A 15,310-nucleotide genomic window follows, 5' to 3' on the forward strand; every position below is an offset into this window, starting at 1 on the left:
TCAGCCCACCACGGGCTTCATCTCACCTGCATATTCGTTACCAACCCGGGAGAGTCCGGCCAGATCATCCCGCAGAGTCGCTGGGTGATACGTCAGGCTTGCCAAGATGCCCGAAAGATGGCCGGGCAGGGCCTGCTGAGTTGGCCATGGCTCCCTTCAACTTCATCGCCTCAACGTTGCACAACGTGCTGGACTAGATGGGCTTGGCACCAGAGCATCTGGAGCTTGAGCTCAACTAGGCCATACTGATCCGCGACACGTCGGGGCCATCGATATCCTCCACACCCTGAGCGGCATGGGGGGTAGTACCGCCATCTATGACTTCGGCACCGGCTTCTCCAGCCTGAGCTACCTGCGTGACTTGCCGATCGACAAGATCAAGATCGACCGCAGCTTCGTACAGGACGCCGCCGAGAGCGACAAGAATGCCGCCATCTGCCAGGACGCCATCACCCTGGCCCAGGAACTCGATCTCAGGGTGGTCGCCGAGGGTATCAAAACGGCGAAGCAGCATGATTACCTGATGTCGCTGGGCTGTGAGGTCTTTCAGGGCTTTCTGTTCGCCAGGCCCATGCCGTTGGACAGCCTTAGCACATGGCTCACGCAACACGCCAGTATGTCAACGAAGGGGAGCTGAGCGAGGGCCACTCCCGAGCGTCTGGAAGGATGGAATCACGGCCTCGTTGAGGGCGTTATGTGGAGGTGCTAATGTTCAAGTGCCTTGCCCCTGTTGTATAGGCATTGGCACTGTGCCTCCGCCCAAGAGGCGCTTCCCTGATCATTGCTTGCCCCTGGTGTCGTCCCGTCACCAGGGGCTTTCTTCGTTTACGCTAGACCTTGATGACCTTCACGCCGTAGTCGGCTGGATTGACGATGTCTTCCAGCTTGCCGATCTGTATGAAGTCGCTACTGCTCAGCTCACTGCTGATGTTTGTATCAGGGAAGCGGAGGTTTTTGACCACCTTCACCCTGCTGGGCATTCCCTTGCTGTCGATATCCATCACCCAGGCGAGGAATCCCCCAGAGAACTTGGCCAGGCTGCCGATCGGGTAGAGTCCGTAGACCTGGATGTACTCCACCAGTACCGTCTTGTCGAAGGCCGAGGCGGCTTCATTGATCATGCGATAAGCATCCAGCGGCGTGCGCGGCGGGATACCGTTGCGGGTATGCATCAGTCGGTTGACTGCCTTGATCACCGCGATCAAGCGCACCAGGTCAGGAAGCACATCACCGCGCTTGCCTGCCGGATAACCTGTACCGTTCAGACGCTCGTTGGCGTTCTCGACGATCTCGCGGCAGTAGAGACTCGGTGACCAGCCAAGCGCCTGCAGCTTGTGTGAGAGTGCCGCCACATGGCCAGTGAGCATCTCCTTCTGCATTGGGTTCATGTTGACCTTGAGCGATGGGAGCTGCGGGCCGATCAGCAGTGGCTTGCCCAGGGTGTGCAGCAGGGCGCCCAGCACGGCCTCGCGCACCCTGGGGTCGTGTGGGTCTCGGATCAGCAGCATATCGGCCAGCTGGCCGGCGACCTGCACCGCGTGGCGGACCCACTCCGGCTCGTCGCGCAACAACGAAAGGGCGTAGAGAAACGCCTTGCGATCCTGCTCCACCAAGTAGCGCAGAGTATCGACGCAGTCGTAGAAGATCTCCTCGGGAAAGAGATTGCGGGACTTCATGTACATCAGCCCCACCTGGAGCTGATGTGCCACATCGATGACGCCGCGCTCCATGGGCGACTGGCGGGAACGCTTCTCGCGCTCCTGGGCTTCGCGCTGCTGGATCTTCTTCTCCTTGGCCCCGGGGCTGAACAGCGGGGAGTGGTAGTCAAGCTTGTCGTTGGCTCCCGTGCGGTAGGCGGCTTCACGCTCCGACTCGTTCACATAGCGGAACAGCGCCTCCGACTGTGGCGTGCTCAGGTTGATGAATTGCACGCCGACCGCGGCATAACCGTGATTACCGAAGGGGCGGATGTGACGAATCATGCCCTCGGCGAAGAAACTCTCCCCATTGGGAAACTCGAGAGTGATGCCAGGAATCTCCTGGTCAACATTGATGGCGACGCTCTCGGCCAGGTCGATATCGACCATGCAGCCTCCCACCGACAGGTTACGCAGTCGTCCCGGCACATTGAGCTCGTGCAGATAGACCTCGAGGCTGACTCGGGTCTGCATGCCAAGAACAAAGGGAATACGGATTGCCCCACGTTGCTCGGCCACGAACACGGAATCCGGGAGCTGGCATTCCAGATGATAGAGCGTGCTATCGGTCTTGAGCAGCTTGGCGGCGACGTTGCTAAGACTGTAGGACTCTCGCTCGATGGCCTTGGCACCCTTCATGGCCTCCAGGTCGAAGCTGATCCCACCGTTGACCAGATAGCGCTCGATATCTGGGCCGGCATATGCCACTTCCAACACCAATCGCCCACTACTCAGGTCGAGGTCTTGGACCTCTGCCCTCAGCGGGTAGGCCATGTCCTTGGCGTAGATCGACACGTCATGGGTGTGTTGCAGCAGTGAGCGAATTACCGCTGCTGATGGGTTGGCATACAGAGTGGGGAGAACCATGTCGGATACCTTTGCATGCGATGGTGTTTTTATTGGTTCACATCAAGGATATGGAGCAGTTCTACATACAAGTAGACTATATGCTTTTTTCTTTGCAGAGCAATCAGCTGGTCAAAGCCTGCACTTTTGCCCGTGCGGGTCGTGGCTCAGGTCGCCTGCCATCGTACGCGGTTACGCCCCGTCCCCTTAGCGGCATAGAGCCCCTGATCGGCGCGCTTGATCGCCGGCTTCAAGGTGCTCTCCCCGGCGCTAACCAGCGTCACACCCAGCGAGGCGGTGTAGGCCAGCGTGCCGTCCTCCGTCGTGTCCTTTCCGACCCTAGCGGGGTTGGTGGCGACCGTCTCTCGCAGCCTCTCGGCGACTCGCAGGGCCTGCTCCCGGTTGGTATCGGGCAGTAGGACCGCGAATTCCTCACCGCCCATGCGGCACAGCACGTCGCCATCACGCAGCACCTGGCGGGCTAGCTTGGCGAAGGCTTGCAGCACCAGATCGCCCACGTCGTGGCCATAGGTGTCGTTGATGCGCTTGAAATGGTCAAGGTCGATGGCGATCAGCGACAGCGGCGCCCCGCTGCGCTCGGCGCGGGCCATCTCCATGGCGGCCTGACCCTCCAGATAGCGACGGTTGCCCAGGTCGGTGAGCGGGTCGGTGAGCGCGCGTCGCTCCAGGCGTGCTTCTAGTGCCTTGCGCTCGCTGAGGTCGAACACCGTGGCGCGAGAGTACTGGAAGCCGTCCTCGGTGACCTGGGCGGTGGCCTGGATCGCTACCGGTAAGCGGCTGCTATCGCGACACAACAGCTCGCACTCGGCGCTGCCCTCCTGCCCCTTGCCCAGCACCTGGCGGAAGGCTGCATCGAAAGCTTCTCGGGTCGCTGGAGTGACGAGGTCACGGTAGTGGCGCTCGCCGATCACCTCGTCAGCGCGATAGCCCAGCCACTCAAGCTCGGTGCGGTTCATCTTGACGACACGTCCATCGCTGTCCAGCGAGTGATAGCCACAGGGGGCGTGCTCGTACAGATCCTGTACCTCACTGGCATACTGGCGGGCCTCGCGGGAAAACAGCAGCGCCCGCTGTCGTAGCTCGCGCAGGCGGTGGTTGCTGAGCACCCAGAACACCCCGCAAGCCACCGACAACAGGTAAACCAGGGCGATGGCCAGCAGCTGCACCGGATTTTCCTTGAGTAGCCCCCAGAAACTAGGCTGTTGCATCAGGATGCCGAGCCGCCAGGGCTGCGTACCGGGGTCGCTGATGATCATGCCGGCTTGGCTGCGGTAGTGCTGCGTGCGCAGGTCGTGGCTACGGAAGGCAAGCAAGTGGTCGTCCAGGGTCACCGTACCCTGGTTGTAGGACGACATGGCCGACCAGGCAGCGGGCCAGTGTTCCGTGACGGGTTGGCCGAAACGTTCGTCTGCATGAACGGTGTCGGGTAATAGCCACTCGCCCTGCGCATCCACCAACAGAGCCTCGGCTTGGCTCTCACGGGCATGGGGGAGTGATGCAGTGAGTTGTGACCAGTCAAGGGTGAACAGAAGCACGCCGAGGCGCTCGCCCTGGTCATCGACGATCGGTGTGGCCATATCGATGACGGGGGTCACTGGCTCCTGCTCGTTGCCGGAGGCGCCTAGTCGCGGAGGGGAAACATAGAGATCCCGAGCCTGCAGCGTCATGGCTTGGCGGAAAGCGGGTGTCGCCCCATGGTCTACCACTGGCGGCCGCGGTAGCAGAGGCACTGTCGAGGTGGCTACCCACTCGCGCCCCTCGGTGTCGACCACCGTCAGGTGGGTATAGCGACCGAAGTGGGTCAGCAACGTGTCGAACAATGCCTCCAGTTGCTCCCAGTCGTCCTTTGCTGCCAGTCCCCATGTCGGTGTCTGCTCGCCGTCCCGACGGGATAGGAAACGTTGCAGCAGAGGGTACTCTGCGGTAGCCAACACCTGATTAAAGCTCTCGTTCATGCCCCGCAGGAGCAGGTCGTACTCGGACGAGAGAAGCGACTCGGCCGACCGACGTGTGCCGTCGATCCGCTCCTCCAGATGCGAGGTGAAGATCGGTGTCAGTGTCAAGGTGACCAGCGCCACGGGTAGCAGGACCGCCAGCGTCAGGCGGGCCCATGGGAGGTTGATGATCAAGGGCAGAACCTCGAATCCGATCAGCCGCAGTCCCTGCAGGCAAAGGAGTCAGGATGTCATGGGCAAGCAGTCTCAGCCTCATGAATAACCGCGCGCAGTATCCAGCAAAAGCTGTATGGCGTCATCTCAGCATATAAACGGAATCCGTGTCGCCCGTGTGGCTTGCTCGTCAAGCCACACTCGGCCACTATTCCAAAATGAAAGGCATTGCTCGGTCAAGCATCACGCTTTATACCGTGAGCGCATAAAAGGCACGGAGGCTCGCGAGTGCTCAACGAATTGGCGCTTATGGAGGCGCAGCAAGAAGTCCACGAACGGATTGCCCAGCAGGCCCCGCTTGAGGACACTCTGGAGGCCATCGCGCACTGGATCGAGATCCTGCTGCCGGAGGCCATCGTGGCCTTCATGCGCTTCGATGCCAGGCGACAGACGCTCAGTCTCATCCCCAGCCAGCGTTTCTCCAAGGCCTACCATGCGTGCCTACAGGCGGTACCCATCGGCCCCGGCGTGGCCTCCTTCGGTAGTGCTGCCTTCTGCCGCGAGCCGGTGATCACCGAGGATATCCGCAGCGATACGCGTTGGGCGGCGTTCCGCGACTCCGCTGAGCGAGAGGGGCTACGAGCCTGCTGGTCAAGCCCCGTGCTGAATTCCCAGGGAGAGCTTCTGGGTACCTTCGGTACCTACTTTTGCGAGCCGCGCTATCCCTCGGATATTAGCCGGCGTCGTCTGAAACAGGCTGCGGCGCTTGTCGCTTTAGCGATCGTTCGCGATCGCGACGCCATTAGCCACCGGGCATTATCTGAGTGGCATCGCTCGCTGTTCGTGAACCACCCTGACGGGGTCTATACGTTTGACCTGGAGGGACGCTTTCAGCGGTGTAACGCAGCGCTCACGCGCATTACTGGGTACTCTGAAGAGGCGCTGATCGGCCAGCATTTCAACGAATTCATCGAACCCGAATACCGTGAGTTGACCCAGGCGGGGTTCGATATTGCCAGGCACGGCGGGTCGCACCAGTACGAAACGGTGGGCACCCACGGCGATGGCCACCCCTATCGGCTGGAGATTCTCAATTTCCCGGTCTCAGTGGATGGCGCGGTGGTGGGGGTGTACGGCATCTGTCGTGACATTACCGCCCGTAAACAGGAGGAAGCAGCACGCCGCCTGCTCGAGCGTGGCATCCAGGCCACGCCCAATGGGGTGGTCATGGCCGATGCAAGTCAGCCAGACATGCCACTGGTATATGCCAACGACGCCTTCTATCGACTCACCGGCTATGTGCCAGATGAAGTACTGGGCCGCAATTGCCGCTTTCTGCAGGGGCCCGACTCTGATTCCGAAGCACTCAACGCCATTCGTCGCGCCATCCGTGCGCGAGCCTCAGTTGAAGTCACCCTGCGGAACTATCGCAAAGATGGCACGCCTTTCTGGAACCACCTTTCGCTGAGCCCAGTATGCGCCGCTGACGGGACCTGCACACACTACATCGGTATCCAGCAGGACATCACCCGGTCGCGTGAGCAGGAGGCTCAGCTCACCCACCAGGCGACTCATGATCTGCTGACCGGTCTTCCCAATCGCACCGCCTTCGATGAGTGCCTGCAGGCGGCCTTCGAGCGGGTCCAGAGGGAGTCAGGGCTGCTGGTGGTGATGCACCTCGACCTGGACGGTTTCAAGGCGGTCAACGATGGCCTGGGTTACCACATCGGCAATCAGCTGCTGGTGGGAGTCAGCGAACGGCTGCGCCAGGTGATCGGCGAGGGTGACACTCTGGCTCGCATGACAGGTGATGAGTTCGCCCTGCTGCTCCCTAACCTCGACAGCCGACAGGCCGGGATCGACATGGCTGAGCAGGTATTGAACGCATTGGAGCGTCCTTTTGTGATAGAAGGCAAGCCATTGCATATCAGTACCAGTATTGGCATTGGGATCGCCTGTAACTGCGAGAACGTGGAGTACGCCTACGAGCTGATGCAGCGCGCCGACCTGGCGGTGTTTGACGCCAAGCAACAGGGGCGCAATACCTGGCACTGGTACCAGGGGGGCCAGCAGCGTGTCACCGAGGAAACGGTGCTGTTGCGTCACGACCTGCATACGGCACTGCGTCATGATCAGTTCGAGCTCTACTACCAGCCCATCGTGGAAGCGGTGAACGGGCACATTCGCGGGCTGGAGACACTTATCCGCTGGCACCACCCTGAGCGCGGGATGATCTCACCCGGTGTGTTCATTCCGCTGGCCGAGCAGACCGGCCAGATCATCCCCCTGGGAGGCTGGATCCTGCGTCGTGCCTGTCATGACGCCGCGATCATGCATGCCGGAGGTTGGCTGAGGGGGCCGGTTGCCGTGAACATCTCCTCGCTGCAGTTCCGTCGCGACGGCTTCCTGGCGGATGTCCAGGCGGCTCTGGACGACGCCGGTCTGCCGCCCGAGCTTCTGGAGCTGGAGGTCACCGAGAGCGTGCTTCTCGATGGCGCCGAGCAGGCCATCGAGCTGATCAATGAGCTCAAGGCGATGAGCGTGCGCGTCGCGCTGGATGATTTCGGCACCGGCTTTTCCAGCCTCAGCTACTTGCGCGATCTGCCGATCCACAAGGTCAAGCTCGATCGTGCCTTTATCCAGGACATTACGACGAGCCGCAGTAACGCTGCCATCGTGCAGGGCATCATCACCATGGCTCACCACTTGGACCTGGTGGTGGTGGCCGAGGGCATCGAGGAGCAGGAGCAGCAGCAAGACCTGATCCGCCGCAACTGCGACCTGCTGCAGGGGTTCTACTTCGCCAAGCCGATGCCGCGAGAGGAGGTCATGGCGTTGCCGGGGCTGCTGCCCGCTCCTGTTGGGGGCTGAAGTAGAAAGCGGTGCCGGGCAACCACATCTTCAGTTGCAACCCTCGTTTCCCACTTTCGGACTCAACACGACCCGGTTCCTGCCGCCGTGCTTGCCGGCATAGAGGGCCCGGTCGGCTTGCTGGATCAGGTCGTCCAGGTCGACTTCCCCGACGAGTCCCCCGGCGATGCCAATGGTGACGGTGAGGCGGTGGTTGGGCATGTCTTCCATCATCTCTAGCTCGGCGACCTTGCTCTGCAGGCGCTCTGCCACAATTTGTGCATCCTGCAGGTGCGTCTCCGGCAGAGCCACGATGAACTCCTCGCCCCCGAAGCGCCCGATCACGTCCTGCGGCCGGAGGGATCGCTTGCAAGTTTCCGCAATCGCCGTAAGCACCCGATCCCCCTGGCTGTGCCCCCAGGTATCATTGATGGCCTTGAAGTGATCCACGTCGATCATGAATAGGCTGAAGGGCGTCTTTTTGTGCCGTGAACGGTGTAGCAGGCCCTGGGCTCGCGTCATGAAGTGGCGGCGAGAGTCGAGGCCCGTCAGTGCATCCCGTTCGGCGACCCAGCGCAGCTGGGCCTCCAGCGACTTTCGGTGAGTAATTTCTTCGCTCAGCTGGCGGTTTCGTACACGCTCGTCCTCCAAGAGCGCGAATTGTTTGCGCTGTAGCTTTTCCAGGCGAAGCAGTGCGAAGAACCCTACGACGTTGGCCATGACCACCAGCAGCAGGATGCGCAGGGTGACTACTGCGGAGATGTCGGCCATCGTCACTGCCGCGGTCAGGAAGCCTACGCTCAGGTAGAGATTGGCGATGGCCACCACGGGCAGAAGGTTGGGGATCAGTAGGTAGAACGCCATGATAGCCACCAGCAATGCGGTGACCTGAGTGGGGAGGCTATCGGGCCTTAGGGGCACGATCAGGATAATGCCCGACGCCAGGATCCAGAGGGGTAGGGCGTGTAGCCAGATTCGGCGGTTATAGTCGCCGGCACGCACGATCAGGAAAGCGAGAACTAGGCAGGAGACCACCACCACCATGCGCATGGCGAGCAGCAGGTAGAGCTCCGTGCTCACGCCGATGTAGTGATAGTCGGAGATGGCGAACATACCGAATACCAGCGCCGCCACGCTGATCGCCAGGCCGGACTCGAGCCGCACCCTGTGCGCGACCTCCCGACGATATATCGCCTCCTTGGTCGTTTCGCGAAACTGCCCCGTCAGCTGGTGCAGTAAGTATCGTCTGGTGGGTGATGACACAGGCCGACTCTCCCCGTCCCATAGTGATTGCAGTCTTCACCACTCTGGCCTTAGAGGTGAGCGCCTCTGCTTGCCATTCTGGCGTAATATAAGCGTATCAAGGTAGCGGTAAGTTGGCTGTGTGACAATGGTCACTGATATCATCCACCGTCTATCGCATTAAGCCCGTGCTCCCACCCGGTATTGACCAAGATGAACCGGTACTTGGCGCGGGTCTCGCTCGAGGTTCAGGAGCACCACATCAGACATGCTTGGCGTTGCTGGCGATATGACGCGATGATGTCAAGACTTCCAAGGTTTGCTTGCGAAGCTGCACTAACAATGGTCAGTTGATGATTTCGCCTGAATGGTCCGCTTCTGGCCGAGTGAGGAATGTTAGCCTATGCTGATGAATGCCGCTAGGCGGCTGTCGACCCGAAGCGGCCCTGACGGAAAAGGCAGCGAGCACGCTCTTCAGTGTTATGCTGCAGAGTTATTCTTAATATTTCGATATTTCAGTTAGGGGGTAGGTGAGGGTGCAGCATAACATTGTTAAACGTGCATGCGCGTTCAAGTGCAATATCGAGTACGCAGTCTAAAATACCTGTTAGAGAGCATATGACCGAAGCGACTGTACACAAGACACGCCACTTCTTCCCTGCAGAGATGTTCCTGCACTCTGCGGGACACTTTGTGCGAAAAGTCATTACGGACGACCCGCCGCAGTGGCCGGATCTTATGGCCGCGGCTTCTCTGCTTGCATTATCGTTGGAGGCTCTTGTCAATTCCCTTGGGCCTCAATTATTGGACGACTTTTCGGACTTTGAATCGGCATCACCAGTCGCAAAACTTAGGCTCATCAATGAGTCTGTGGGCCTTGGATTCGATAAGAGTCAACAGCCAATTTCTGATATACGCGAATTGGCACGGCTTCGAAACAAAATGGCTCACCCTAAGTATAAGAAGCTGCAGTATTCGTCTGAACGATTGCTTTTACGGGAAGCGCAGCGTCTGCTGAGCGATGAGTCCAAGACCTTGCACGACCTAGAGAAGGCGATTACCCCAGAATCCGTGGACAAATGGCACAAGGCGGTTGTTTCCGTGACTCGGGACCTCGTCGAAAATATTGAGCCCGATCTCCAAAAAGGATTCTCGAAATCCTGGCTAGAAATTCATGAGTAGACGGGGCCGCGTGAACGTTCTAACAATTTGCTCAAGGCGACGCCGGCACACGTGGATGCCTGTAATGAAGCGCTTTGGCCGGCGCGCCTCAGCAAACCGTAATATCACAAAGGAGAGTCCATGACCGATTCAAACCCTGATGACCCCTTAATGGAGTGGAATCGTCTAAATAGGGAAAACGCGGAGCATGGATTCGTTTCTGCGCTATTCCAAAGCATGTCTGAAACATCACCTTTGGTGGATAAATTCTCGGTGTGGCTCCTTGCAGGTACAGGAGCCACTTCTGCTCTTCTTGTTACGCAAGTTGAATCTATTTTGCCCCACCTATCAGAGCAAGGCTTTAAGGCATGCTTGGTTGTTATAGTGGCATCGGCCATTTCAGGTTTTGTTGCTAAATATTATTCGCTTCGCTGTGAAATCCAGAATAAGATTCAATCAAAGGTAATGGAGCTCGCGAAGCCGGTGTTAGACAAGCATAAAGAAAATGAAGATGAAATCGAAGAGTGCGCCGAACAAAGAGGTATTGCGCTGCAAACTGATATAGACTTTTCAAGGATAATAGTTGAGTTTGGTAGGCCATTTCCATTTTGGGTAAAGTGGCTAATAGCGCGCAAGATTAAAAAAACTTCGGGAGACAGGCAGGCAGGGTTTCATGTAGCCGTAAAGGCATACATGTCACAGATCCGATGGACGTTTTTTCAGGCAGTGTTGTTTCTAGTTTTCATTTTGACGGCAGCATGGTACGCAAATGCTATATAACCAAGCCATTAAATGCTCTCCCTTCGGTCGCCTGACGCTCGTTCTTTGCGCCGTTTATGGCGGGCGTTATATCAGCGCTGGCTAACTATCTTCTCCTGGCCGAACCCGGATCTTAAGCCGTCGCTGTTGACAGAGCCGGTCATCCAGCAGCAACAGTAGGATCATCACCAAGGCGGCAAAGAGCAGGGCGTTGCATACCCAGCCGATTCCCCTGGCCAGGTTGCGGCGAACCGGGTCGGGAGGATGCGCACAGGGCTGCCATACTCAGGGCGCCTGCCTTCAGGCGTTATCCATCGATCGGGGAGGGCACAATGAGCAACGGTCTCTATCAACGGCTGGCCTGCGACTGTGGGGCGGTGATGCTGCTGGCCTGCGGGGCGCCGCTCGGCAGCGCCGTGAACCCCGCGGGCGAGACCGTCACCCTCTGGCCGCGGGAGGCGGTGCAGGTCGGCGAGGGCGTCGATGACCTGGCCTCTGGCGAGGCGGCGTCGGGCGGTGATGTCCAAACCTGTCGGCGCTGCGGCGAGGTAATGCTGATCGAGCATGATGAGGCGGACGTGGTCGTTCTGCCTTGGGCGCCTGATGATGAAAACGCCGCGCCGCTGGCGGCCTCGCTACGGGCGCCCCTGGAGGCCCTTGGCTATCGCTTCCCCTCGAAGGGCAACGGCTGACGACGGGCCGCGCCCTCAGTGCTGGGGTGGGTAGCCCAGGGCCTCGCGAAGCCGTTCGGCGTGCTCCGCCACCCAGGTGGGGTCGATGGGCCCCCAGTCGCGAATCACGTAGGCGCCGATGTTGTGGCGCTCGCCTGTCAGGTGCTCGAACTCGCAGACCATGTCCAACTCGGCCAGGGCGGCGAGGGTATCTTGGGCGGTGCGCCGGGGCATGCCGGTGGCTTCCATGATGGCCGGCACGCTGGAGGCACCGCTGACCACCAGGTGGGCCACGTAGAGGCGACGGTAGAAGCTGGTGCGGGTCTTGCTCAGGGTCATGCGGTGCATCCTTGTGGGCTTATCGGTCGTGAGTCGGGCGTGGGCGAGTGGCACGCGCATGGCATGCCGCGCCTCGTTGCCTGCAGTCTAGCGGCTTCGTCGTCTTCGCTGCCACGCCCCGGCGGGCGCTCGCGCAAAGGGCAAGGGCGGCGCGCATCCCGGAGGCGGATTCGCGAATCGCTTGCCATGATGGAGGGTGGGACGCGACGCGATGGTTCGCTGCCATGGGATGGCCCGCCTGGAGGAATGCCCATGAGCTGGAACGTCTTCATCGTCGGCCAGGACCGCCTGGCGCAACGCCTGTTGCCGCACCTTCGTCACGCCGAGGAGTATGCCTTTCATCCGCTGCTGACCCTCGAGCAGGTGGTGCACGCCGAGGAGTACCCTTTCGACCGTCTGGTGGAATGCGCCCTGGCGGAGCTCGAGCGCTTCGACGGCCCGGTCGATGCCATCGTCGGCTACTGGGACTTCCCCACCAGCGGGCTCTTGCCCGTGCTGCGCCAGGCCCGGGACCTGCCCGGCCCGTCGCTCGATGCCGTGCTCAAGTGCGAGCACAAGTACTGGAGCCGGCTGGAGCAGTCGCGTTCGGTGCCGGAGTGCGTGCCGGCCTTCCAGTCGCTGGACCCCTTCGACGAGCGAGCCGTCGAGTCGGTGCAGATCGAGTATCCGTTCTGGCTCAAGCCGATCAAGGCACACTCCTCGCACCTCGGTTTCCGGGTCGAGAGCGCCGACCAGCTGCGCGAGGTGCTGCCGCTCATTCGTGAGGGCATCGGGCGCTTCGGCCGGCCCTTCGATGAGGTCTGCGCCCATGTTGCGCTTCCCGACGAGGTGGCGGCGGTCACCGGCCATCACTGCATCGCCGAGGCGATCATCTCGGACGGGCGTCAGGTCACCCTGGAGGGCTACGTGCAGGGCGGGGAGGTGCGCCTGGTGGGCATCGTAGACAGCCTGCGCGATGCCGAGCACTCCTCCGTGCTGCTGCGCTATCAGTATCCCTCCTCGCTGCCCGAGGCGCTCCAGCAGCGGATGCTCGAGCTCACCCGACGCTTCATCGCCCGGATCGGCTACGACGACGGGCCCTTCAACATCGAGTATTTCCACGACGAGCAGCGCGACCGGCTCTGGCTGCTCGAGGTCAATGCGCGCCTCTCGCGCTCCCACGCGGCGCTCTTCCAACTGGTCGACGGCGCACCGCACTTCCAGGTGATGGTGGACGTGGCGCTGGGCATCGCGCCGCGCATGCCCCATCGCGAGGGGCGCTATGCCGTGGCCGCCAAGCAGATGCTGCGGGTCTTCGACAATGGCCGGGTGAGTCGGGTGCCGAGCGAGGAGGAGATCCGCCGCGTCGAGGCGGCGCTTCCGGGCACCCTGGTGCAGCTCAACGTGGAGGAGGGCATGCGGCTCTCCGAGCTCAAGCATCAGGACTCCTTCTCCTGGGAGCTGGGCGTGCTGTTCATCGGGGCGGACGATCGCGAGACGCTGGACGCGCGCATCGAGCAGTGCCGGCGCATGCTGCCGTTCGAGATCGAGCCGCTCCCCGAGGAAGGCGAGGCCTGAGCGTCGTCAACGGTCATGACGAGAGGAGGATGCCATGCGTACCGTCACCGACTTCCCCTATCGCGTGGAGTGCCACGATCCGGTGTGGATCCCCATGGACGATGGCGTCGCGCTGTGTGCGCGTCTCTGGCTGCCGGTAGGCGCGGACTCGCGGCCGCTGCCGGCGATCCTCGAGTACATTCCCTACCGGCTGCGCGACGGCTCGGCGCGGCGCGACGCCCAGCACCACCACTATTTCGCCGGCCACGGCTATGCCTCGATCCGCGTCGACATCCGCGGCAGTGGCGACTCCGGAGGCGTGCTCACCGACGAGTACCTGGAGCAGGAGCTCGTCGACGGCGAGGCGATCCTGCGCTGGCTGGCCGACCAGCCCTGGTGCGATGGCCGGGTCGGCATGATCGGCATCTCCTGGGGCGGCTTCAACGGCCTGCAGCTGGCGGCCCGCCAGCCCCCCGAGCTCGGTGCGGTGGTCAGCGTCTGCTCCACCGACGACCGCTACGCCGACGACGTCCACTACATGGGCGGCTGCCTGCTGGGGGACAACCTCTCCTGGGCCTCGACCATGTTCGCCTACAACTCGCTGCCGCCGGACCCCAGCGTGGTGGGCGAGGAGTGGCGGGCGATGTGGCACCGGCGCCTCGAGGGCAGCGGACTGTGGCTCGCCACTTGGCTGGAGCATCCGCACCGCGATGCCTACTGGCGCCACGGCTCGATCTGCGAGGACTTCTCGCGGGTGCAGGTGCCGGTGCTGGCGGTCAGCGGTTGGTCGGACGGCTACTCCAACGCCGTCAAGCGCCTGGTGGCGAACCTGCCCGAGCGCTGCCAGGGGCTGATCGGCCCCTGGAGCCACAAGTATCCCCATCTCGGCGAGCCGGGCCCGGCCATCGGCTTCCTGCAGGAGTGCGTGCGCTGGTGGGATCAGTGGCTCAAGGGGCGCGACACCGGCGTGACCCAGGAGCCGGCGCTCAAGGTATGGATGCAGGACAGCATGCCGCCGACCACGAAGGTGGGCTGCCGGCCGGGGCGATGGGTCGCCGAGCCCTGCTGGCCGTCGCCGAACATCGTGCAGGTCAAGCTGCCGCTCTCGCCGGACCGGCTGCATCTCGACGGGCATCCCGGCGAGGAGGAGCAGGAGCTGACCGTGCAGTCGCCGCTGACCTGCGGGCTCTTCGCCGGCAAGTGGTGTTCCTATGCCGCCGGCCCGGACCTGGCCCACGACCAGCGCCAGGAGGACGGCGGCGCCCTGACCTTCGACAGCCCGCCGCTCACGGCACCGCTGGAGGTGATGGGGGCGGCGGTGGTGGAGCTGGAGCTGGCCGCCGACCGGCCGGTGGCCATGGTGGCGGCGCGCCTCTGCGACGTGGCCCCCGACGACAAGGCGACCCGGGTCACCTACGGCCTGCTCAACCTGACCCACCGCGAGAGCCACGCCTCGCCGAGTCCCCTGGAGCCGGGGCGTCGCTATCGGGTGCGCCTGCAGCTCAACGACGTGGCCCAGGTATTCCCTCGCGGCCATCGGCTGCGGCTGTCGCTCTCCTCTTCCTACTGGCCGCTGGCCTGGGCGCCACCCGAGCCGGTGCGCCTGACGCTCTTCGATCGGGGCTCAGCGTTGCACCTGCCGGTGCGTCCGCCCCGCGAGGAGGACAGTCGCCTGGCCCCCTTCGCCGAGCCCGAGGCGGCGCCGAGCATCGAGACCACGCGCCTCGAGCCCGGCCATCACAACTGGTACGTGCACCGCGACCTGGCCGCGGACCTGTCGATCCTCGAGGTGGTCAACGACAACGGTCGCATCCGCCTGGAGGACTCGGGGATCGAGGTGGCGACCCGGGCGGTGGAGACCTACGCCTGCCGCAACGACGACTTCGATTCGCTGGAGGGCACGACCCACTGGGAGCGCTCGCTCGCCCGGGATGACTGGGCGGTGCGCACCGTGACGCGCACGCGCCTGACCTCGGATGCCGAGACCTTCCGGCTACACGCTACCCTGGATGCCTTCGAGGGCGAGACGCGGGTCTTCTGCCGCAGCTGGGACCTGCGCCTGCCGCGCTCGCTGGTGTGA

At 62.0% G+C, this 15,310-nt stretch carries 11 protein-coding genes; 7 read left to right on the forward strand and 4 right to left on the reverse strand.

The window, feature by feature from the left end:
- Positions 1 to 274: 274 nt before the first annotated feature.
- The gene (locus ACGTNG_RS05210) at positions 275 to 637 is read left to right on the forward strand and encodes an EAL domain-containing protein (RefSeq protein WP_394576175.1); all 363 of its coding nucleotides are present in this window, start codon (positions 275 to 277) and stop codon (positions 635 to 637) included.
- 193 nt (positions 638 to 830) lie between these two features.
- Here ACGTNG_RS05210 and ACGTNG_RS05215 read toward each other — a convergent pair whose 3' ends face one another.
- Entirely contained in the window at positions 831 to 2,564 is a 1,734-nt protein-coding gene (locus ACGTNG_RS05215) for a PilZ domain-containing protein (protein WP_394575888.1), read from the reverse strand.
- Positions 2,565 to 2,710: 146 nt separating this feature from the next.
- Positions 2,711 to 4,693: a sensor domain-containing diguanylate cyclase gene (locus ACGTNG_RS05220; protein ID WP_394575889.1), complete on the reverse strand. Its 1,983-nt coding sequence runs from the start codon at positions 4,691 to 4,693 to the stop codon at positions 2,711 to 2,713.
- Positions 4,694 to 4,960: 267 nt separating this feature from the next.
- Here ACGTNG_RS05220 and ACGTNG_RS05225 point away from each other — a divergent pair, with 267 nt between their 5' ends.
- Positions 4,961 to 7,543, forward strand: a complete 2,583-nt coding sequence (locus tag ACGTNG_RS05225; protein ID WP_394575891.1) for a sensor domain-containing phosphodiesterase — start codon at positions 4,961 to 4,963, stop codon at positions 7,541 to 7,543.
- A gap of 30 nt (positions 7,544 to 7,573) precedes the next feature.
- On the opposite strand, the gene ACGTNG_RS05230 is transcribed toward ACGTNG_RS05225, so the two are convergent.
- The gene (locus ACGTNG_RS05230) at positions 7,574 to 8,785 is read right to left on the reverse strand and encodes a GGDEF domain-containing protein (RefSeq protein ID WP_394575893.1); all 1,212 of its coding nucleotides are present in this window, start codon (positions 8,783 to 8,785) and stop codon (positions 7,574 to 7,576) included.
- Between the two features lie 597 nt (positions 8,786 to 9,382).
- On the opposite strand from ACGTNG_RS05230, the gene ACGTNG_RS05235 reads away from it, so the two are divergent.
- The 3 genes from ACGTNG_RS05235 (at position 9,383) to ACGTNG_RS05245 (ending at position 11,376) form a co-directional block, all read left to right on the forward strand.
- Positions 9,383 to 9,946 (forward strand): hypothetical protein, encoded by a 564-nt coding sequence (locus tag ACGTNG_RS05235; protein ID WP_394575894.1) that lies wholly within the window; start codon positions 9,383 to 9,385, stop codon positions 9,944 to 9,946.
- A 120-nt stretch (positions 9,947 to 10,066) separates the two neighbouring features.
- On the forward strand, positions 10,067 to 10,705 hold the full coding sequence (locus ACGTNG_RS05240) for a hypothetical protein (protein ID WP_394575895.1): 639 nt from the start codon (positions 10,067 to 10,069) through the stop codon (positions 10,703 to 10,705).
- A 311-nt stretch (positions 10,706 to 11,016) separates the two neighbouring features.
- Positions 11,017 to 11,376, forward strand: a complete 360-nt coding sequence (locus ACGTNG_RS05245; RefSeq protein WP_394575897.1) for a hypothetical protein — start codon at positions 11,017 to 11,019, stop codon at positions 11,374 to 11,376.
- 15 nt (positions 11,377 to 11,391) lie between these two features.
- On the opposite strand, the gene ACGTNG_RS05250 is transcribed toward ACGTNG_RS05245, so the two are convergent.
- On the reverse strand, positions 11,392 to 11,694 hold the full coding sequence (locus ACGTNG_RS05250; protein ID WP_394575898.1) for a winged helix-turn-helix domain-containing protein: 303 nt from the start codon (positions 11,692 to 11,694) through the stop codon (positions 11,392 to 11,394).
- Between the two features lie 252 nt (positions 11,695 to 11,946).
- Between ACGTNG_RS05250 and ACGTNG_RS05255 the strand changes: the two genes are divergently transcribed.
- Both ACGTNG_RS05255 and ACGTNG_RS05260 read left to right on the forward strand, forming a co-directional pair.
- Positions 11,947 to 13,251 (forward strand): ATP-grasp domain-containing protein, encoded by a 1,305-nt coding sequence (locus ACGTNG_RS05255; protein WP_394575900.1) that lies wholly within the window; start codon positions 11,947 to 11,949, stop codon positions 13,249 to 13,251.
- A gap of 34 nt (positions 13,252 to 13,285) precedes the next feature.
- Positions 13,286 to 15,310 (forward strand): CocE/NonD family hydrolase, encoded by a 2,025-nt coding sequence (locus ACGTNG_RS05260; protein WP_394575902.1) that lies wholly within the window; start codon positions 13,286 to 13,288, stop codon positions 15,308 to 15,310.

This window comes from Halomonas sp. B23F22_3 (assembly GCF_043496965.1).
GTDB lineage: Bacteria > Pseudomonadota > Gammaproteobacteria > Pseudomonadales > Halomonadaceae > Halomonas.

Excerpts from the sequence above, each read along its gene's own strand:
- ACGTNG_RS05215 (WP_394575888.1), bottom strand. The coding sequence starts at position 2,564 with ATGGTTCTCCCCACTCTGTATGCCAACCCATCAGCAGCGGTAATTCGC.
- ACGTNG_RS05235 (WP_394575894.1), top strand. The coding sequence starts at position 9,383 with ATGACCGAAGCGACTGTACACAAGACACGCCACTTCTTCCCTGCAGAG.
- ACGTNG_RS05240 (WP_394575895.1), top strand. The coding sequence starts at position 10,067 with ATGACCGATTCAAACCCTGATGACCCCTTAATGGAGTGGAATCGTCTA.
- ACGTNG_RS05245 (WP_394575897.1), top strand. The coding sequence starts at position 11,017 with ATGAGCAACGGTCTCTATCAACGGCTGGCCTGCGACTGTGGGGCGGTG.
- ACGTNG_RS05250 (WP_394575898.1), bottom strand. The coding sequence starts at position 11,694 with ATGACCCTGAGCAAGACCCGCACCAGCTTCTACCGTCGCCTCTACGTG.
- ACGTNG_RS05255 (WP_394575900.1), top strand. The coding sequence starts at position 11,947 with ATGAGCTGGAACGTCTTCATCGTCGGCCAGGACCGCCTGGCGCAACGC.
- ACGTNG_RS05260 (WP_394575902.1), top strand. The coding sequence starts at position 13,286 with ATGCGTACCGTCACCGACTTCCCCTATCGCGTGGAGTGCCACGATCCG.